The 18831-nt window shown below is 72.3% G+C and carries 11 protein-coding genes and 1 tRNA gene; 2 read left to right on the top strand and 10 right to left on the bottom strand.

All coding sequences use genetic code 11. The features are described 5' to 3' along the window. Nucleotides 1-53: 53 nt before the first annotated feature. Both coaE and ACP7CD_RS04660 read right to left on the bottom strand, forming a co-directional pair. Entirely contained in the window at nt 54-671 is a 618-nt protein-coding gene (coaE, locus tag ACP7CD_RS04665) for a dephospho-CoA kinase (protein WP_095650998.1), read from the bottom strand. A 44-nt stretch (nt 672-715) separates the two neighbouring features. Continuing rightward, nucleotides 716-2437 carry an alpha-amylase family protein gene (locus ACP7CD_RS04660; protein WP_229586650.1) on the bottom strand — a complete coding sequence of 574 codons (1722 nt, stop codon included), beginning with the start codon at nt 2435-2437 and terminating at the stop codon, nt 716-718. A 90-nt stretch (nt 2438-2527) separates the two neighbouring features. Here ACP7CD_RS04660 and ACP7CD_RS04655 point away from each other — a divergent pair, with 90 nt between their 5' ends. Next, on the top strand, nt 2528-3247 hold the full coding sequence (locus ACP7CD_RS04655) for an IMPACT family protein (RefSeq protein ID WP_017832861.1): 720 nt from the start codon (nt 2528-2530) through the stop codon (nt 3245-3247). Nucleotides 3248-3361: 114 nt separating this feature from the next. On the opposite strand, the gene rpsA is transcribed toward ACP7CD_RS04655, so the two are convergent. The 4 genes from rpsA to ACP7CD_RS04635 form a co-directional block, all read right to left on the bottom strand. After that, nucleotides 3362-4852, bottom strand: a complete 1491-nt coding sequence (gene rpsA, locus ACP7CD_RS04650) for a 30S ribosomal protein S1 (RefSeq protein WP_035924005.1) — start codon at nt 4850-4852, stop codon at nt 3362-3364. A 172-nt stretch (nt 4853-5024) separates the two neighbouring features. Further along, nucleotides 5025-6437 (bottom strand): GNAT family N-acetyltransferase, encoded by a 1413-nt coding sequence (locus ACP7CD_RS04645; protein ID WP_095650999.1) that lies wholly within the window; start codon nt 6435-6437, stop codon nt 5025-5027. A 62-nt stretch (nt 6438-6499) separates the two neighbouring features. Next, nucleotides 6500-9388 carry a DNA polymerase I gene (polA, locus tag ACP7CD_RS04640; RefSeq protein ID WP_426119170.1) on the bottom strand — a complete coding sequence of 963 codons (2889 nt, stop codon included), beginning with the start codon at nt 9386-9388 and terminating at the stop codon, nt 6500-6502. 84 nt (nt 9389-9472) lie between these two features. Further along, nucleotides 9473-10075, bottom strand: a complete 603-nt coding sequence (locus ACP7CD_RS04635; protein ID WP_426119626.1) for an ANTAR domain-containing response regulator — start codon at nt 10073-10075, stop codon at nt 9473-9475. Nucleotides 10076-10302: 227 nt separating this feature from the next. Between ACP7CD_RS04635 and ACP7CD_RS04630 the strand changes: the two genes are divergently transcribed. Next, nucleotides 10303-10386: transfer RNA gene (locus ACP7CD_RS04630), tRNA-Leu, on the top strand. 49 nt (nt 10387-10435) lie between these two features. Here ACP7CD_RS04630 and ACP7CD_RS04625 read toward each other — a convergent pair. From ACP7CD_RS04625 to gltB, 4 genes are all read right to left on the bottom strand, one after another. After that, the gene (locus tag ACP7CD_RS04625; RefSeq protein WP_017832866.1) at nt 10436-10912 is read right to left on the bottom strand and encodes a PaaI family thioesterase; all 477 of its coding nucleotides are present in this window, start codon (nt 10910-10912) and stop codon (nt 10436-10438) included. Continuing rightward, nucleotides 10909-12387, bottom strand: a complete 1479-nt coding sequence (pyk, locus tag ACP7CD_RS04620) for a pyruvate kinase (RefSeq protein WP_426119168.1) — start codon at nt 12385-12387, stop codon at nt 10909-10911. Before pyk ends, ACP7CD_RS04625 begins: the two co-directional genes overlap by 4 nt. A 268-nt stretch (nt 12388-12655) precedes the next feature. Beyond that, complete coding sequence (locus ACP7CD_RS04615) at nt 12656-14119, bottom strand: glutamate synthase subunit beta (protein WP_336649365.1); 1464 nt, start codon at nt 14117-14119, stop codon at nt 12656-12658. Continuing rightward, nucleotides 14112-18782, bottom strand: coding sequence for a glutamate synthase large subunit (gene gltB / locus ACP7CD_RS04610; protein WP_426119166.1), 4671 nt, complete (start codon nt 18780-18782; stop codon nt 14112-14114). Before gltB ends, ACP7CD_RS04615 begins: the two co-directional genes overlap by 8 nt. Between the last annotated feature and the right edge of the window lie 49 nt (nt 18783-18831).

Below are 18831 nucleotides of genomic sequence, written 5' to 3'. Positions count from 1 at the left end.
TGGTGCGTTCTGGTTGCTACGACCCTACCGCGTGGTCGTCCTGAGGCGGAGGCTCACTCCGGGGGCGGCGTGGACGCCAGGCGCGGCTCCACGTGCCACTCCCACCACGCGTCCACGCGGTCGAGCAGGTGCTGCACGGTGCCGTCGTTGACCAGCACGGTGCTGGAGACGGCGGCCCGCTCCTCGTCGGTGGCCTGGGCGGCGATCCGGGCGCGGGCGTCGGCCTCCGTCATGCCGCGGTCCTCGACCATCCGCCGCACGCGCTCCTCCGCCGGGGCCTGGACCGTGAGGACGAGGTCGAAGCGCCCGTGCTGGCCGGTCTCCACGAGCAGCGGGATGTCCTCGACCAGGACGGCGTCCTCCCCGGCCGCGGCCGCGAGCCGCTCGGCCTCCGCCCGGACGAGGGGGTGGATGATCGCGTTGAGCCGGGCGCGCGCCTCCGGGTCCGCGAACACGCGGGCGCCGAGCGCGGCCCGGTCCAGGCGGCCGTCCGGGGTCAGCACGGAGGGTCCGAACTCCTCCACGATCCCCTCGAGGCCGGGCCGGCCCGGCTCCTGCAGGGCGCGGGCGATCGCGTCGGCGTCGACCACGGTGGCCCCGAGCTCCATGAGCCGCCGGGAGACCGTGGACTTGCCCGAGGCGATCCCGCCGGTGAGTCCGATGGTCAGCATGGGACCATGCTATCGGCCGGTCCCGGCCGCGCCCCGCCGGGCGCTCAGGCCTCCCCGGCCCCGGCCACGGTGGTCATGACGTCCGGCAGCGTGCCGGGCCCGTGCGCCCGCTGCACCCGCAGCCAGCGGTACCCATAGCCCTCCAGGGCCAGCTCGGCCGAGGAGTCGGCGTCGAGGGTGCACGTCCCGCTGCCCAGCAGGTCCAGCAGCTCGGTGCCCTCCTCCTCGTCCGGCAGCCGCAGCGGCACCGTGGTGGGCTCGGCGGAGAAGTTGTGCAGCGCCACGATGCCGGAGCCCTCCCACGAGCACCGGTGGGCAAGGACCTCCCGCCGCGGCTGGTCCAGGACCTCGGCGGGCCCCCAGGCCAGCTCGGTGCACTCGCGGTAGCGGCGGGCCAGGGCGGTGACGAAGTTCAGCAGGGAGTCCGGGTCCCGCTTGGCGTCGGCCACGTTCACGGCCGCGGGGCCGAACTCTCCTTCGACGACGGGGCCGGAGAGGTCCTCGGCGCCGGCGGAGGAGAACCCCCCGTTGCGCCCGGAGGTCCACTGCATGGGCGTGCGGACGGCCATGCGGCCCTCGGCGGCGAGGTTCTCGCCCATGCCGATCTCCTCGCCGTAGTACAGCACCGGGGTGCCCGGCAGGGAGAAGAGCAGCGAGTAGACCATCCGGATGCGCTGCCGGTCCCCGTCCAGCATGGGCGGCAGCCGCCGGGTGAGGCCCCGGCCGTAGATCTGCATGCGCTCCTCTGGCCCGAAGGCGGCGAAGACCTCCTCCCGCTCGGACGCGGAGAGCTGGTCGAGGGTGAGTTCGTCGTGGTTGCGCACGAAGTTGGCCCACTGGGCGTCCTGCGGGATGCGGGGCCGGTTCTTCAGGGCGGTCGCCAGCGGCCCGGCGTCCCGGCGGGCCAACGAGAGGTAGAGGTTCTGCATGGCCACGAAGTCGAAGATCATGGTCAGCTCCCCCGCGTCCTCCGTGCCGAACAGCTCGAGCTGCTGCTGGTAGGGCAGGTTGACCTCGCCCAGCAGGGCGGCCCGGCCGTTGCGGCGGTTGGCGAACCTGCGCAGCGAGCGCAGGAACCCGTGCGGGTCCGTGAACCCGCCCTGGTTCTCGAAGTCGTCGCCCTGCGCCAGCGTGAGCAGCTGGGGGATCCCGTCCACGCGGAAGCCGTCGAGGCCCAGGTGCAGCCAGAACCCGACGATCTTCGCGATCTCGTCCCGCACCTTGGGGTGGGAGAGGTTGAGGTCGGGCTGGTGGCGGTAGAAGCGGTGCAGGTACCAGTGCCCGGTGATCTCGTCCCGGGTCCAGATGCCGCCCTCCTGGTCGGGGAACACGGCCTTCCCGGAGGTGTCCGGCGGCTCGTCGGCCCGCCACACGTAGTAGTCGCGGTACGGGTTGTCCGTGCTCGAACGTGCGGCCTGGAACCACGGGTGCTGGTCGGAGGTGTGGTTGACCACGAGGTCGGCGATGACCCGCAGACCGCGGTCCTGGGCGGTGCGGACGAGCTCCACGAGGTCGCCGAAGCTGCCCAGCCGCTGGTCGACGCCGTAGAAGTCGGTGATGTCGTAGCCGTCGTCCCGGTTGGGCGAAGGGTAGAACGGCATGAGCCACAGGCAGGTGACGCCGAGCTCCGCCAGGTAGTCCACCCTCTCGGCCAGCCCGGCGATGTCGCCGACGCCGTTGCCGTCCGTGTCCAGGAACCGCTCGACGTCCACGCAGTACACGACCGCCTGCTTCCACCAGAGGTCGGAGGTGTCGGCGATGCGCATGTCTGCTCCCTCGGTCGCGGCTGCTCCCCTGTCTAGCACCCCGTCCCGGTCCCGTCGAGGGCGCGCGGGGCCCGGCCTAGAGTGGGGAGCATGGACCCGGACCCCCTGCTCAGCCGCGCGACCCGGTACACGACGCTCGCCGCGGGCACGGAGGCGGTGGCCGAGCTGGAGATCAAGCGCTCCCGCTTCCTGGCAGTGCTGCGCCGGGCGCCCACGGAGGCCGAGGCCCGGGCCCTGGCCGAGGAGCTGCGGCGCGGATTCCACGACGCCCGCCACCACTGCTCGGCGTTCGTCCTGGGCCCGGACCGGGACGTGCAGCGCTCCTCCGACGACGGCGAGCCCGCCGGCACCGCGGGCCTGCCGATGCTCGAGGCCCTCGTGCTGCGGCGCACCGCCACAGACGCCGCCGGCCGGGACGTCACCGACCTCTCGGACGTGAGCGCCGTGGTGGTCCGCTGGTTCGGCGGCACCCTGCTCGGCGCCGGCGGGCTGGTCCGGGCCTACTCCGAGGCCGTGTCCCAGGCCCTCGACGGCGCGTCCCTGGTGGTCCGCCGGCGGCAGCGGCTCTACCGGCTCCCCGCCTCCCACGCGGACGCGGGCCGGATCGAGAACGAGCTGCGCGCGGCCGGGACCACGGTCCTGGACACCGCCTACGGGGCGGCCGGCGCGGAGCTGGGCCTCGCCCTGCCCGACGACGACGCGGCCGTCGCCGCGCTGCACTCCCGCGTGGCCTCGCTGACCGCCGGCGCCGGTGTCCTGCGGCCCGTCGGCACGGACTGGGTGGACACCCCCGCCGGCAGCCGGCCCTGAGCGGCGCCCGGCCGGTCCGGCGGCCCCGGGGACAGCACGACGGCCCCCGCCCTGCGAAGGGTGGGGGCCGTCGTGGTCAGCGCCGTGCGGAACGGCCTGGCGGTGCCTGTCGGATCAGGCTCCGGTCAGCTTCTCGCGCAGAGCGGCCAGGGCCTCGTCGGAGGCCAGGGTGCCGGAGTCGGCGGCCGGGGCCTCGGAGGAGTAGCTGGTCGGGGCCGGCGCGGACGAGGAGGAGGACGAGGAGGACGAGGACGAGGAGCTCGTCGTGCCGCCGGCAGCGGCCTCGGCGTCCTCGGCGATCGACTTCCGGACCTGCTCCTTGTGCGCCTCCCAGCGCGACTGGGCGTCGGCGTACTGCTGCTCCCAGGCGGCGCGCTGGGTCTCGTAGCCCTCGATCCACTCGTTGGTCTCGGGATCGAAGCCCTCGGGGTACTTGTAGTTGCCCTGGTCGTCGTACTCGGCGGCCATGCCGTACTGGGCCGGGTCGAACTCGGTGGAGTCCGGGTCCACGCCCTCGTTGGCCTGCTTGAGCGACAGCGAGATGCGGCGGCGGTCCAGGTCGATGTCGATGACCTTGACGAACAGCTCGTCGCCCACGGAGACGACCTGCTCGGCCATGTCCACGTGACGCTGGGCCAGCTCGGAGATGTGCACCAGGCCCTCGATGCCGTCCTCGACGCGCACGAACGCGCCGAAGGGGACGAGCTTGGTGACCTTGCCCGGCACGACCTGCCCGAGGGCGTGGGTGCGGGCGAACAGCTGCCACGGGTCCTCCTGGGTCGCCTTCAGCGACAGGGAGACGCGCTCGCGGTCCATGTCGACGTCCAGGACCTCGACGGTGACCTCCTGGCCGACCTCGACGACCTCGGAGGGGTGGTCGATGTGCTTCCAGGACAGCTCGGAGACGTGCACGAGGCCGTCGACGCCGCCCAGGTCCACGAAGGCACCGAAGTTGACGATCGAGGAGACCGTGCCCGTGCGGACCTGGCCCTTCTCGAGCTTGTGCAGGAAGTTGGAGCGGACCTCGGACTGGGTCTGCTCGAGCCAGGCACGGCGGGACAGAACCACGTTGTTGCGGTTCTTGTCCAGCTCGATGATCTTCGCCTCGATCTGCTGGCCGATGTACGGCGCGAGGTCGCGCACGCGGCGCATCTCGACGAGGGAGGCGGGGAGGAAGCCGCGCAGGCCGATGTCGAGGATGAGGCCGCCCTTGACGACCTCGATGACGGTGCCGGTGACGACGCCGTCGTCCTCCTTGATCTTCTCGATGTCGCCCCAGGCGCGCTCGTACTGAGCCCGCTTCTTGGACAGGATCAAGCGGCCTTCCTTGTCCTCCTTGGTGAGGACCAGAGCCTCGACCTCATCACCCACGGTCACGACCTCGTCCGGGTCGACATCGTGCTTGATGGACAGCTCGCGGGACGGGATGACGCCCTCGGTCTTGTAGCCGATGTCGAGAAGGACCTCGTCGCGGTCGACCTTGACGACGGTGCCCTCGACGAGGTCGCCGTCGTTGAAGTACTTGATGGTCGCGTCGACAGCGGCGAGGAAGTCCTCGGCGGACCCGATGTCGTTGACGGCAACCTGCGGGGTGGTGGTGGTCATGTAGTAGGGGCTCCGATGGGGATAGTTTGTGATCAGTCGGAACGGAGATTGTCCGGCCGGACCGCGGCCGTTCCGAAGGATTGCTGGACAGGGCACGTGCAGAGCACGCACCGGGTCAGTCTACGGACGGAGGAAAAGGGGCGCAACACGCGACCCGCCGTGCCGCGCGGGCTCAGAACTGTGTGACGCCGTAGGGGGCGGTCGGGGTCTCCATGAAGTCCTGCAGGTCCCGTAGCGAGTCCTCGTCCCGGGCCACGATCAGTCCCGCCTGCGCGAGGGTGCTCGCCTTCACCGCCCCGAGGTACAGGGACCCGAGCACGTCCACCCGCATCGCCACGTCGGCCCCGTCGGGCAGCTCCACCGCGGGGACCGACCGCCCGGCGTCGTCGTCGGCGGTGCGGGGCCGGTCGCCCAGCCGCTCGACCACGGGCGTGCCGCTGCTGGTGTCCAGTGCCCAGACGCCGTCGGCGTAGCCCATCGAGTCCACGAGGGAGATCACGATCCGCCCGCGGAAGGTGTACGGGCGGGCCTCCAGCGCGGCGGCGGGGTCCAGGACCCGCACCCACACCTTGTCGGACTCCGCGGTGACGCGGTACTTGGCCCGGTCCGCCATCGCCCACACCAGCGGGTCCTCCACGGGGGCGCGGCCGAAGCGGACCTGGTCCACGAGGTCCAGGGAGGTCACGAACTCCCACAGGGCGATCGACACGTCCGGGGAGGCGCCCACGAGGTCGAGCACCGTCAGGGTCAGCGGGTAGGAGGTGTTGGGCTCGAACCGGTAGGTCACGTAGCCGTCCGGGCGCATCGCGTCGTCGTAGTGCACGGCGCAGCGCACCTCGGGGTCCGCCTTCTGCGGGGTGATGGCGTACTCCCCCGTGTACTCGGGCCAGTGGTAGGCCACCCGGCTCACCGACCCGTGGGAGCTCTCGTGGAAGCGCTGGAAGAGCACGGGGGCGAGCTGGCGCACCGCCTCGCCGTCGGCCATCTCCACGCTGCCCACGGTCGGGGCCTTGAGCTGCAGGCGGGTCGTGGCGTCCACGGTGACCTCGCGGTTGAACGTGGCCGCGCCGAAGCCGAACCGGCCGTAGATGGTGGCCTCGGTCGCGGTCAGCAGCGCCACGGGGTAGCCGTCCCGCCGGGCGCGGTCGAGCTCTCCCGTCATGAGCCGGCGCAGCAGCCCGCGGCGGCTGTGCGTGGGCCGCACGGTGACCTCGGAGATGAGCCGGGCCCGCAGCAGCCGGCCGCGGCCCGCGTTGAGCGAGCCCTCCCAGGAGGTGAAGGTCGCCACGGGCCGCCGGGTGGGGAGCGCCGCCTCCGGCACGGCGTGCGGGTACGCCGCTCGCAGCCGCACCCGCTCGGCGTGCATCCAGGACAGGGTGCGCTCGAGGGTCTCGTCGGTCGGCTCCGCCTGGTGGAAGCCCTGCCGGATGGCCCGCACCCACTCCACGGCGGCCGGGTTGGCCGCGACGCCGCCGGGGCCCACGCCGAACTCCGCGAAGGTGTAGTCGTGCCCGCCGGCCGAGTAGGACTCGGTCACGGTGCCGGGGGTGGACGGTGTCGTCGGAGCGTCGTGCTGGGGGTCCATGGTGGGTTCCTCGTTCGCGGTGGGTTCGGGGAGCGGGCCGGCCGGGGCGCCGGTCCGGCCGGTCAGTGGGCCGCCTCGTGCCAGGAGCGGCCCGCGCCGACGTTGACCTCCAGCGGCACGGACAGCTCGGCGGCGCCGCCCATCTCCTCGCGCAGCACCCGCTCCACGGTCTCGCGCTCCCCGCGCACGACCTCCACCACGAGCTCGTCGTGGACCTGCAGGAGCATCCGGGAGCCGAGGCCCTCGTCGGTGAAGCGCCGGTCCACCCCGAGCATCGCCTTCTTGATGATGTCGGCGGCCGAGCCCTGGATGGGGGCGTTGAGGGCGGCGCGCTCGGCCATGGAGCGCAGCTGCCGGTTGTCGCTGGAGAGGTCCGGGAGGTACCGGCGGCGGCCGTCGATCGTGGCCGTGTAGCCGTCCTCGCGGGCCTGCTCCACGACGCCGCGCAGGTAGTCGCGCACCGCCCCGAACCGGGTGAAGTAGTCGCTCATCAGGGTGCGGGCCTCGTCGACGGGGATCCGCAGCTGCTTGGAGAGCCCGAAGGAGCTCAGCCCGTAGACCAGCCCGTAGCTCATGGCCTTGACCTTGGAGCGCATGGGCGCGGTGACCTCCTCCGGGGCCACGCCGAAGATCTTCGAGCCGACGAAGCGGTGCAGGTCCTCGCCGCTGCGGAACGCCTCGATCAGCGCCTCGTCCCCGGACAGGTGCGCCATGATGCGCATCTCGATCTGGGAGTAGTCGGCGGTGAGCAGCTGCTCGTAGGCCCGCCCGTCCTCCGGGCGCCCGACCACGAACAGCCCGCGGATGCGGCGGCCCTCCTCGGTGCGCACGGGGATGTTCTGCAGGTTGGGGTTGGTGGAGGACAGCCGGCCGGTGGCGGCGACGTTCTGCATGTAGGTGGTGTGCACGCGGCCGTCCTCGGCGATGGCCTTCTGCAGGCCCTCGACGGTCTGGCGGAGCTTGTTGGCGTCCCGGTAGGCCAGCAGGCCGGCGAGGAAGCGGTGCCCCTTGGAGTCCGGGTCGGTGCGGGTGAGCAGCTCCGCCACGGCGTCGGCATCGGTGGTGAAGCCGGACTTGATCTTCTTGGTCTTCGGCAGCCCCAGCTCCTCGAACATCACCTGCTGCAGCTGCTTGGTGGAGCCGAGGTTCACGGGCTCCGCGATCTGGGCGTGCGCCTCCTGCTGCGCCTGCTCGATCACCCGGGCGAAGTCGTCGAGCAGGACCTGCACCCCCTCGGGGTCCACGGCGATCCCGGCGAGCTCCATCCGGCCCAGCACCACGGCCAGGGGCAGCTCGAGGTCCGTGAGGAGGGCGGTCTGGTGGGTCTCGGCCAGCTTCTCCAACAGGTGCTCGGAGAGCTGGACGGTGGCGACCGCCAGCTCCGCCTCCCGCCGGAGCACCGCCGGGGCGGGCCAGGGCTCGGCGTCCAGGGCGAGCTGCTGCTGCCCCTCGGCGGCGGGGCCGTCCGCGGCGGGGGCCACCGCCAGGCCCAGCCGGTCCTCGAGCAGCGCGGGGAGCTCGTAGCTGCGCCGCGCCGGCTGCAGCAGGTAGGCCGAGAGCTGGGGGTCGTCCACGACCCCGGCCAGCGGCAGGCCGCGCACCGCGAGGGACTTCCAGACGTCCTTGAGCCCGTCCACGATCTTGGGCCGGTCCGCGTCGGCCAGCCAGCGGGCCAGTGCGGACTCGAGGCCGGAGTCGGCGGCCGCGAGGTCCAGGAACAGCGCGGACGGCTGGTGGCCGCCGCGGGCGAGGACCACTCCGGAGAGCTCGCGGGCGCCCGGCAGCACGGGGTCGTCGTCGCGGTGCAGGGCGTGCAGCACCACGGGGCCCTCCCCGCCGGCCAGCCACTGCTCGAGGTCCTCGGCGGTGCCGGGGCGCTCCACCTCGCCCAGGCCGAGGTCGGCCGGCGGGGCCGCCTCCTCGGCGGGGCGCCCGAAGGCGTCGAAGAGCCGGTTGCGCAGGCCGTCGCCGAACTCGAGGTCGTCGAAGACCTCCCCCACCGCCTGGGCGTCGGGCTCGGGCAGGCCGGCGTCGGCGAGGTCGACGTCCAGCGCGAGATCGGTGATCAGGCGGTTGAGCCGGCGGTTGCGCTCGACGTCGGCGCGGTGCTCGCGCAGCGCCTCGCCCTTCTTGCCCTTGACGCGGTCCGCGTGCGCGAGGATCGCGTCGACGCCGCCGTAGGCGAGGATCCACTTGGCCGCGAACCCCGCGCCCACGCCGGGGATCCCGGGGAGGTTGTCGGCCTGCTCCCCGGTCAGGGCCGCGAGGTCCGGGTAGTGCTGGGGCGGCACCTTGTACTTCTCCACCACGGCGGCGGCGTCCATGTGCTTGAGGTCGGACGGGGTGCGCCCGGGGTAGACCACCGTGACGTGCTCGTCGATCATCTGGAAGGCGTCCCGGTCCCCGGAGAAGACCAGCACCTCGTAGTCCTGCTCGGCGCCGCGGCGGGCGAGGGTGGCGAGGACGTCGTCGGCCTCGTGGCCCTCGGCGGTGACCACGGGCACGCCCAGGGCGTCGAGGATCCGGCGGATCTGCGGGACCTGCCCGTGGAACTCCTCGGGCGTCTCGTCCCGTCCGCCCTTGTACTCCTCGTACTCCTGGGAGCGCAGGGTGGGGCCGTCGAGGTCGAAGGAGACCACCAGGTGGGTGGGCTTCTGCTCGCGGATCAGCTTCACGAGCGTGTTCACGAAGCCGTAGACGGCCTCGGTGTGCCGGCCGTCGGAGGTCACGAAGGCGGGCCCGCCGCCGTACTCCGCGGCGCGGGACAGCGCGAAGAACGCGCGGAAGGCCAGGGAGTGGCCGTCGACCAGCAGCAGCTTCCGCTCGGGCCGGGAGACCGGGTGGGGGATCTCGACGTCGACGGGGTGGTCGGTGTCGGTCCCGACGGTCACCGTGCGGACAGCGGTCTCGGGGCTCGGGTCGGTCTGCGTGTGCTGCGTCGTTTTCTCCACGGACCCATCCTAGGGCCGGGCGGGAGCCGGGGCAGGCGGTCCGCCGGGGCCCGGCGGGTCAGCCCGCGCGGCCGGACGGCGCGCTCAGGCGACCTGGTTGATGATGGCCTCGGCGACCTCCCGCATGGACAGCCGGCGGTCCATGGAGGTCTTCTGGATCCAGCGGAACGCCTCGGGCTCGGTGAGGCCCATCTTGGTGGTCAGCAGCGACTTCGCGCGCTCCACGAGCTTGCGGGTGGCGAACTGCTCCTTCATGTCCGAGACCTCGCGCTCGAGCGCGGCGATCTCCTCGGCGCGGGAGATCGCGATCTCGATGGCCGGCACGAGGTCGTCCACCGTGAACGGCTTGACCACGTAGGCCATGGCCCCCGCCTCGCGGGCCCGCTCCACGAGCTCCCGCTGGCTGAAGGCCGTCAGGAGGACCACCGGGGCGATCCGGTCCGAGGCGATCTGCTCCGCCGCGGTGATCCCGTCCAGGACGGGCATCTTCACGTCCATGAGCACGAGGTCGGGGCGGTGCTCGCGGGCGAGCTCCACGGCGCGCTGGCCGTTGTCGGCCTCCGCGACCACCTCGTAGCCCGCGTCCTGGAGCATCTCCACGATGTCCAAGCGGATCAGGGTCTCGTCCTCGGCGACCACCACCCGGCGGGCCGGGCGCAGGTCGCTCTCCGCCGCCTCGCCGGACAGGTCGTCGCGGGTCTCGGGCTCCTCCGCCGGGGAGGGGTTCGGCTGCTCCGTCACGCTGACTCCTTGGCTGCTGGTGCGTCGTTGCCCGCGCCGCGCGGGCAGCGGGGCCGGCGGCGCCCGACTGCCCGGCGCCGCGCGTTCCGTCCGATCAGCCCCAGCCTATAACTGTTGTAGAGTGGTCGAGCGCAGGAGCCGCCCTCCCGAGGCGGCGCGGACTGCGACCGCAGGCCCAAGTGGCGGAATTGGCAGACGCGCCGCACTCAAAATGCGGTTCCCCTGGAGTGTGGGTTCGAGTCCCACCTTGGGCACCAGCACCCCGGACCTCTCGGTCCGGGGTCTTCTCGTCCCACCCCCGTGCGGTCAGCCCGCGGCGCCCCGCTCCCGCACCAGGTTGGTGACCCGGGCGGTGGACAGCCGCCGCCCCCGCTCGTCGGTCATCACGACCTCGTGGACGGTGAGCGTGGCGCCCAGGTGCAGCGCCGTGCACGTGCCGGTGACCGTCCCGGAGGCCACGCCGCGCTGGTGCGTCGCGTTGACGTCGACACCCACCGCGTACCGCCCCGGACCGGCGTGCACGCTGGCCGCGGTCGAGGCGAGCGTCTCGGCGAGGACGCAGTGCGCTCCCCCGTGCAGGATCCCGCCCGGCTGCGTGTTCGGCTCGACCGGCATCGTGGCGACCGCCCGCCCGGGCGTGAGCTCCGTGAACCGGATGCCCATCGCCCGGGCGAGACCGCCCATCCCGTGCCCGGGGAAGGCTGCGTGCAGCTCCTCGGGGACCCCGTGCTCGCGCAGGTCCCGGGAGTGCTCCTCGGGGGTCATGGCCGGGGGGCTGCTCACCCCTCCCGCCACGGTCCCACGCGCTCGCGCCGCTGACCGCCGCCCAGCAGCTCCCCGGCGTCGGCGACGTCGCCCACGCGGTGCACCTTGACGAGGTTCGTGGTGCCGGCGACCCCGGGGGGCGAGCCGGCGCAGATCACCACGAGGTCGTCCTTTCCCGCGAGGCCCTGCTCCTGCAGGTGCAGGTCGACCTGCCGGGTCATCTCGTCGGTGTGGTCGACCTTCGCGACCTGGATCGGCTGCACGCCCCACAGCAGGGACATGAGCGCCGTGACGAGGGGCTCCGGGGTGAACGCCAGGATCGGGTGGGCCGGGCGCAGCCGGGAGAGCCGGCGGGCGGAGTCCCCGGACTGGGTGAACGTGCAGAGGTAGCTGACGTCGAGCTGCCGGGCGATGGTCACCGCCGCCCGCGTCACCGCGCCACCGCGGGTTCGGGGCTCCGTGCCCAGCGCCGGGACGCGCTCTAGGGCCTGGGACTCGATGGCCTCGATGATGCGGGCCATCGTCTCGATCGTCTCGATCGGGTACTTGCCCACCGAGGTCTCCCCGGAGAGCATGACCGCGTCGGCGCCGTCGAGCACGGCGTTGGCGCAGTCGGAGGCCTCGGCCCGGGTGGGGCGGGGGCTGTCGATCATCGACTCGAGCACCTGGGTCGCGACGATCACGGGCTTGGCCCAGCGCCGGGCGAGCTCGATGGCGCGCTTCTGCACGATCGGGACCTGCTCCAGCGGCAGCTCCACGCCGAGGTCCCCGCGGGCCACCATGATGCCGTCGAACGCGTCGATGATCTCGTGCAGGGAGTCCACCGCCTGCGGCTTCTCGATCTTGGCGATCACCGGCAGCCGCCGGCCCTCCTCGTCCATGATCTCGTGCACCCGCACGATGTCCTTGGCGTCGCGCACGAAGGACAGGGCGATCAGGTCCACGCCGCGGCGCAGGGCCCAGCGCAGGTCGTCCTCGTCCTTGTCGGACAGGGCGGGGACGTTCACGGCCACGCCGGGGAGGTTGATGCCCTTGTTGTTGGACACCGCCCCGCCCACGACCACCTCGGTGGTGACGGTGGTGTCCGAGACGGCGGTGGCGCGCAGGGCGACCCGGCCGTCGTCGATGAGCAGCGGGTCGCCCACGTTGACGTCGCCCGGCAGGGCCTTGTGCGTGGTGGAGCACAGGCTCGCGGTGCCCTCGACGTCGTCGACGGTGATGGAGAACACGTCGCCGGGGAGCAGCTCGTGCGGACCGTCCGCGAAGCGGCCGAGCCGGATCTTCGGCCCCTGGAGGTCCGCGAGGATCGCGACCGTCTGCCCGACGTCCGCCGAGGCGCGCCGCAGGTTCTCGTAGGAGGAGTCGTGCACGGAGTGGTCGCCGTGGCTCATGTTGAGCCGGGCCACGTTCATGCCGGACCGGATCGCCTGGGAGAGGTTCTCGTACGAGGAGATGGCCGGGCCGATCGTGGCCACGATCTTTGCTCGTCGCATGTGTGCCGCCTTGGGTCGAGGGATGCCACCGGGGAGGACGTGCACAGCACTGCGGCCGGGGGCTCCGTCGCGCAGGACACGACGCAGCTCCCGGCCGCACTGCCTGGATGTCCGCCCTGGGGCGGGAGGTCGTTCCCAGCCTACCAACGCCGCCGCCGGTGTCGAGGCGCCCGGCCCGTCCGCCCGCCCCGGACGTGCGACGGCGCGGACCGCCCCCCTCTCGGAAGGGGGCGGCCCGCGCCGCGGGACCGTGGGGCCCGGTGCCGTCCTACAGGGTGAGGTCGATGGCCCGGTCGGTCGGGGCCACGGGCTCGGGCAGACGGGTCGAGCCCATGAGGAACCGTTCGACGGCGGCCGCGCAGGCGCGGCCCTCGGCGATCGCCCAGACGACGAGGGACTGGCCGCGGCCGGCGTCGCCGCACGCGAACACGCCGTCCACGCTGGTCATGTACCGGTCGTCCCGGGCCAGGTTGGTCCGGCCGTCCAGCTCGGCGCCGATCTGCTCCGTGATGTCCTCGGACTCGTTGCCGGTGAAGCCCAGGGCCAGGAAGACGAGGTCCGCCGGGATCACCCGCTCGGTGCCGCCCTTGGGCGCGCGCCGACCGTCGGGCAGGTACTCGGTCTCGGCGACCTTCAGGCCGGTGAGCCTGCCGTCCTCCCCCACGAACTCCACGGTGGAGGCCATGTAGGTGCGGTCGCCGCCCTCCTCGTGGGAGGTCGAGACCTCGAAGACCCTGGGCATCATGGGCCACGGGTCGGCGTCGGAGCGGTCCGCGGCGGGCTTGCGCCCGATCGCCAGGGACGTGATCGACGCCGCGCCCTGGCGGTTGGCGGTGCCGATGCAGTCGGAGCCGGTGTCACCGCCGCCCAGGACGATCACGTGCTTGCCCGCCGCGGAGATCTGGTCCTCGACCTCGTCCCCGGCCACCACGCGGTTGCCCTGCACCAGGTAGTCCATCGCGAAGTGGACGCCGTCCAGGTCCCGGCCCGGGATCTCGAGGTCCCGCGGCCGGGTGGCGCCGGTGGCGACCACCACGGCGTCGTAGCGGCGCTTGAGCTGGTCCCAGGTGATGTCCTTGCCGATCTCCACCCCGGGGCGGAAACGGGTGCCCTCGGCGCGCATCACGTCGAGGCGCCGGTCGAGGACCTCCTTCTCCATCTTGAAGTCGGGGATGCCGTAGCGCAGCAGCCCGCCGATGCGGTCGTCGCGCTCGTAGACCGCCACCGTGAACCCGGCCTGGGTCAGCTGCTGGGCGACCGCGAGGCCGCCGGGACCGGAGCCCACGACCGCCACGGTCTTGCCGACCAGGCGCTGGGGCACGTACGGCTTGACGATGCCCTCGTCGAAGCCCATCTCCCCGATCGAGTACTCGATCTGCTTGATGGTCACCGCCGGCTGGTTGATGCCGAGCACGCACGAGGACTCGCACGGGGCCGGGCAGACCCGCCCGGTGAACTCCGGGAAGTTGTTGGTGGCGTGCATGCGCTCGACCGCCTCGGCGTCGAGGCCCCGCCACACGAGGTCGTTCCACTCGGGGATCAGGTTGCCGAGGGGGCAGCCCTCGTGGCAGAAGGGGATCCCGCAGTCCATGCACCGGCCGGCCTGCTTCTGCAGGACCCCCCGGTCCTGGGCCTCCTGGACCTCCTTCCAGTCCATGATCCGGACGGGCACCGGCCGCTTGGGGCGGTCGACGCGCTCGGTCACCTTCATGAAACCGCGCGGATCAGCCACGGGTCGTCACCTCCAGGATCTTGTGCCAGGCCTCGTCGCCGTCGGGGTCCTGCCCCTGGGTCCGGGCCTCTTCGCGGATGCCCTGCACGGCGGCGTACTCCCGCGGCAGGACCTTGGTGAAACGCCCGAGCGTGGCCACGGGGTCGGCCAGGAGCCGGTCCGCGAGCTCGGAGCCCGTCTCCTCGGCGTGCTTCGTGATGAGCGCCAGCACGACCTCGGCGTCCGCCTCGTCCAGGGGCAGCAGCTGCAGCTCGCCGCCGTCGCGCGCCTGCTTGTTGACCGAGGTCTCGGCGAGGTCGATGACGTAGGCCACGCCGCCGGACATGCCGGCGCCGAAGTTGCGCCCGGTGCGGCCGAGCACCAGGGCGGTGCCGCCGGTCATGTACTCGCAGCCGTGGTCGCCGATGCCCTCGACCACCGCGGTGGCGCCCGAGTTGCGCACCAGGAACCGCTCGCCCACGGTGCCGCGCAGGAAGATCTCCCCGCTCGTGGCGCCGTAGCCGATCACGTTGCCCGCGATGACGTTCTCGGAGGCCTCGAACACCGCGTCCCGCTCGGGGCGCACGATGATCCGCCCCCCGGACAGGCCCTTGCCGCTGTAGTCGTTGGCGTCGCCCTCGAGCCGCAGGGTGATGCCCTGCGGGAGGAACGCGCCGAGGGACTGGCCGGCCTGGCCCGTGAGCGTCACGTCGATGGTGTCGTGGGCGAGGACGTCCGTGCCGAACGTCCGCGTCACCACGTGGCCGAGCATCGTGCCGACCGCGCGGTCGGTGTTGATGATGTGCTGCTGGATCCGCACGGGCTCACGCTTCTCCAGGGCGGACCGGGAGAGCCGGATCAGCTCGTTGTCGAAGTGCTTCTCCAGCTCGTGGTCCTGGCCGCGCATGTTGCGCACCGCCGCGCCCCGGTGCTCCAGCACCGTGGAGTGCAGGATCGGCGAGAGGTCCAGCCCGTGCGCCTTCCAGTGGTCGATGGCGTCCTTGGTCTCGAGGACCTCGGCGTGCCCGACGGCCTCCTCGATCGAGCGGAACCCGAGCTGGGCCAGGTACTCCCGGACCTCCTCGGCGATGAACTCGAAGAAGTTCACCACGTGCTCGGCCCGCCCCGTGAACCGCTTGCGCAGCTCCGGGTTCTGGGTGGCCACGCCCACCGGGCAGGTGTCCAGGTGGCACTTGCGCATCATGATGCAGCCCTCGACGATCAGCGGCGCCGTGGCGAAGCCGAACTCCTCCGCGCCGAGCAGCGCGGCGACGATCACGTCCCGGCCGGTCTTCATCTGACCGTCCGCCTGGACGACCACGCGGTCCCGCAGCCCGTTGAGCATCAGCGTCTGCTGGGTCTCGGCGAGGCCGAGCTCCCACGGGGCGCCGGCGTGCTTGAGGGAGTTCAGCGGGGCCGCGCCCGTGCCGCCGTCGTGCCCGGAGACGAGCACCACGTCCGCCTTGGCCTTGGTGACGCCGGAGGCCACGGTGCCGATGCCGATCTCGGAGACCAGCTTGACGTGCACCCGGGCCCGCGGGTTGGAGCGCTTGAGGTCGTAGATCAGCTGCGCCAGGTCCTCGATCGAGTAGATGTCGTGGTGCGGCGGCGGCGAGATCAGGGACACGCCCGGGGTGGAGTGGCGGGTGCGGGCGATCCACGGGTACAGCTTCTGCGCCATGAGCTGGCCGCCCTCGCCGGGCTTGGCGCCCTGGGCCATCTTGATCTGGATGTCGTCGGCGTTGGTCAGGTACAGGCTCGTGACGCCGAACCGGCCGGAGGCCACCTGCTTGATCGCCGAGCGCCGCTGCGGGTCGAGCAGCCGGTCGACGTCCTCGCCGCCCTCACCGGTGTTGGACTTCGCCCCGAGCCGGTTCATCGCGATCGCCAGGGTCTCGTGCGCCTCCTGGGAGATGGATCCGTAGCTCATCGCCCCGGTCTGGAAGCGCTTGACGATCGAGCTGACGGGCTCGACCTCCTCGAGCGGCACCGGCTTGCGGTCCGCGGTGAAGCCGAGCAGCCCGCGCAGGGTCAGCAGCTTCTTCGTCTGGTCGTCCACGAGCTTCGTGTAGGACTTGAAGATGTCGTAGCGGCCCGTGCGGGTGGCGTGCTGCAGCCGGAACACGGTCTGCGGGTTGAACAGGTGCGGCGGGCCGTCCCGGCGCCAGTCGTACTCGCCGCCGGTCTCGAGGTCCCGGTGGGGCTCGGTCACCCCGTCCGCCGGGTAGGCCCGGCGGTGGCGGGAGGCGGTCTCCTCCGCGATCACGTCGAGGCCGATGCCGCCGATCTGGGTGTGGGTGCCCGTGAAGTAGTCGTCCACGAGCTCCCGCGACAGGCCGAGGGCCTCGAAGACCTGGGCGCCGCAGTAGGAGGAGACGGTGGAGATGCCCATCTTGGACATGATCTTCTGCACGCCCTTGCCCAGGGCCTTGATCAGGTTGTGCACCGCGTGCTCGGTGGTGATCCCGGTGAGGTCGCCCGAGCGGACCAGCTCCTCCGCGGACTCCATCGCCAGGTAGGGGTTCACCGCGGACGCGCCGTAGCCGATGAGCAGCGCCACGTGGTGGACCTCGCGCACGTCGCCCGCCTCCACGACCAGCGCCACCTTGGTGCGGGTCGCGGAGCGCAGGAGGTGGTGGTGCACGGCCGAGGTGAGCAGCAGCGACGGGATCGGGGCCCACGCGCCGTTGGAGTCGCGGTCGGAGACGATCACGTACTCGACGCCGCGGGCCACGGCCGCGGAGACCTTCTCGCAGATCTCCGCGATCCGGGCGCGCAGGGACTCCGCGCCGCCGTCGGGGCGGTACAGGCCCCGGACCTTGAGGGCCGCGGGCATCCCGTCCTCGCCCTCCAGGTGCAGGAACTGGTCGAGCTGGTCGTTGTCGATGACCGGGAAGTCCACCGCGACCTGGCGGGTGCGGACCCGCTCGGTGGTCAGCAGGTTGCCGGAGGGGCCCACGGAGCCGCGCAGGCTCGTGACGAGCTCCTCGCGGATGGCGTCCAGCGGGGGGTTGGTGACCTGGGCGAAGGACTGCACGAAGTAGTCGAACAGGGTGCGGGACTTCTCGGAGAGCACGGCGATCGGGGTGTCGGTGCCCATCGCGTAGATGGGCTCGGCGCCCTTGGCCGCCATGGGCCCGACGATCATCTTCAGCTCCTCCTGCGTGTACCCGAAGGTCTTCTGGCGCAGGGTGATGGAGGAGCGCGGGTGGATCATGTGCTCGCGCTCGGGGAGGTCCGTGATGTCGACGATGTTGCTGTCGGCCCACTCCTCCCACGGGGCGGCGGAGGCGATCTGGGCCTTGATCTCGGCGTCCTCGACGATCCGGCCCTGCGCGGTGTCCACGAGGAACATCGTGCCCGGGGACACGCGGCCCTTGCGCACGATCTTGCGGTCCCCGACGTCGACGACGCCGACCTCCGAGGCGAAGACGACCAGGCCGTCGTCCGTGACCCAGAACCGGCCGGGGCGCAGCCCGTTGCGGTCCAGCAGGGACCCGACCTGAACGCCGTCGGTGAAGGCCACCGCGGCGGGCCCGTCCCACGGCTCCATGAAGGAGGCGTGGTAGCGGTAGAACGCCTTGCGGGCGGGGTCCATGGTCTCGTGGTTCTCCCAGGCCTCCGGGATCATCATCATCATGGCCTGGGTGACGGGCCGGCCGGAGAGCACGAGCAGCTCGGCGACCTCGTCCAGGGACTGCGAGTCGGAGGCGCCCTCCGAGCAGATCGGGAACAGCTCCTCGGGGTTGCGGCCCAGCAGCGGGGACTTCAGCTGCGACTGGCGGGCGCGCATCCAGTTCCGGTTGCCCTTGACGGTGTTGATCTCGCCGTTGTGCGCGAGCGTGCGCATGGGCTGGGCCAGCGGCCACGAGGGGAAGGTGTTGGTGGAGAACCGGGAGTGCACGATAGCGAGCTCGGTGGTGAACCGCTCGTCGGACAGGTCCGGGTAGAAGGGCTCGAGCTGCTGGGTGGTCAGCATGCCCTTGTAGACGATCGTGCGCGAGGACAGCGAGGGGAAGTAGACGCCGGACCGGTTCTGGGCGCGCTTGCGCAGCCGGAACGCCTTCTGGTCCAGGCGCCGCCGGGCGGCCTCGTCCTCGGGGGCCGGCGTGGTCTCGGCCACGAAGAGCTGCACGAAGTAGGGCATGACCTCCCGCGCGGACCGGCCCACCACGGACTCGGCGATCGGGACGGGCCGCCAGCCGAGGACCTGCAGCTCCTCGGAGCGCGCGAGCTCCTCGAGGGCGCCCTGGATCCGGTCCGCGTTCTCCCCGCCGTGCGGGAGGAACGCGGTGCCCACGGCGTAGCCGCCCAGGGGCGGCAGCTCGAAGTCCAGCACGGCGCGGAAGAACGCGTCCGGCAGCTGGGTCAGCAGCCCGGCGCCGTCACCGGTGCCCTCGTCGCCGCCCACGGCGCCGCGGTGCTCCAGGTTGCGCAGCGCCGTCAGCGCCGCGTCGACGATCTCGTGGCTCGGGGCGCCGTTGAGGGTCGCGACCACGGCGAGGCCGCACGCGTCCTTCTCCTCGTCCGGGTGGTAGAGGCCCTGCTCCTCGGGCGCGTTGGAGAACTGCTCGAACGGGGACTCCGGCTGCTCCTGCGCGGTCTCGGCGGGATCGGCCGGACGCGGGTCCGTGCCGCCCTGGGCGGAAGTGTCACCGGGGGTGCCGGCCGGGGTAGAGGTCATGACTGACGTCTCCTCACCATGGGATGCGGTCAACAGGAGCGGCCCCCGC

The organism is Kocuria sp. LHG3120 (assembly GCF_049897445.1).
Lineage (GTDB): Bacteria > Actinomycetota > Actinomycetes > Actinomycetales > Micrococcaceae > Kocuria > Kocuria rosea.
This window is presented reverse-complemented; position numbering and strand designations above follow the sequence as displayed.

Excerpts from the sequence above, each read along its gene's own strand:
- coaE (WP_095650998.1), bottom strand. The coding sequence starts at position 671 with ATGCTGACCATCGGACTCACCGGCGGGATCGCCTCGGGCAAGTCCACG.
- ACP7CD_RS04660 (WP_229586650.1), bottom strand. The coding sequence starts at position 2,437 with ATGCGCATCGCCGACACCTCCGACCTCTGGTGGAAGCAGGCGGTCGTG.
- ACP7CD_RS04655 (WP_017832861.1), top strand. The coding sequence starts at position 2,528 with ATGGACCCGGACCCCCTGCTCAGCCGCGCGACCCGGTACACGACGCTC.
- rpsA (WP_035924005.1), bottom strand. The coding sequence starts at position 4,852 with ATGACCACCACCACCCCGCAGGTTGCCGTCAACGACATCGGGTCCGCC.
- ACP7CD_RS04645 (WP_095650999.1), bottom strand. The coding sequence starts at position 6,437 with ATGGACCCCCAGCACGACGCTCCGACGACACCGTCCACCCCCGGCACC.
- pyk (WP_426119168.1), bottom strand. The coding sequence starts at position 12,387 with ATGCGACGAGCAAAGATCGTGGCCACGATCGGCCCGGCCATCTCCTCG.
- gltB (WP_426119166.1), bottom strand. The coding sequence starts at position 18,782 with ATGACCTCTACCCCGGCCGGCACCCCCGGTGACACTTCCGCCCAGGGC.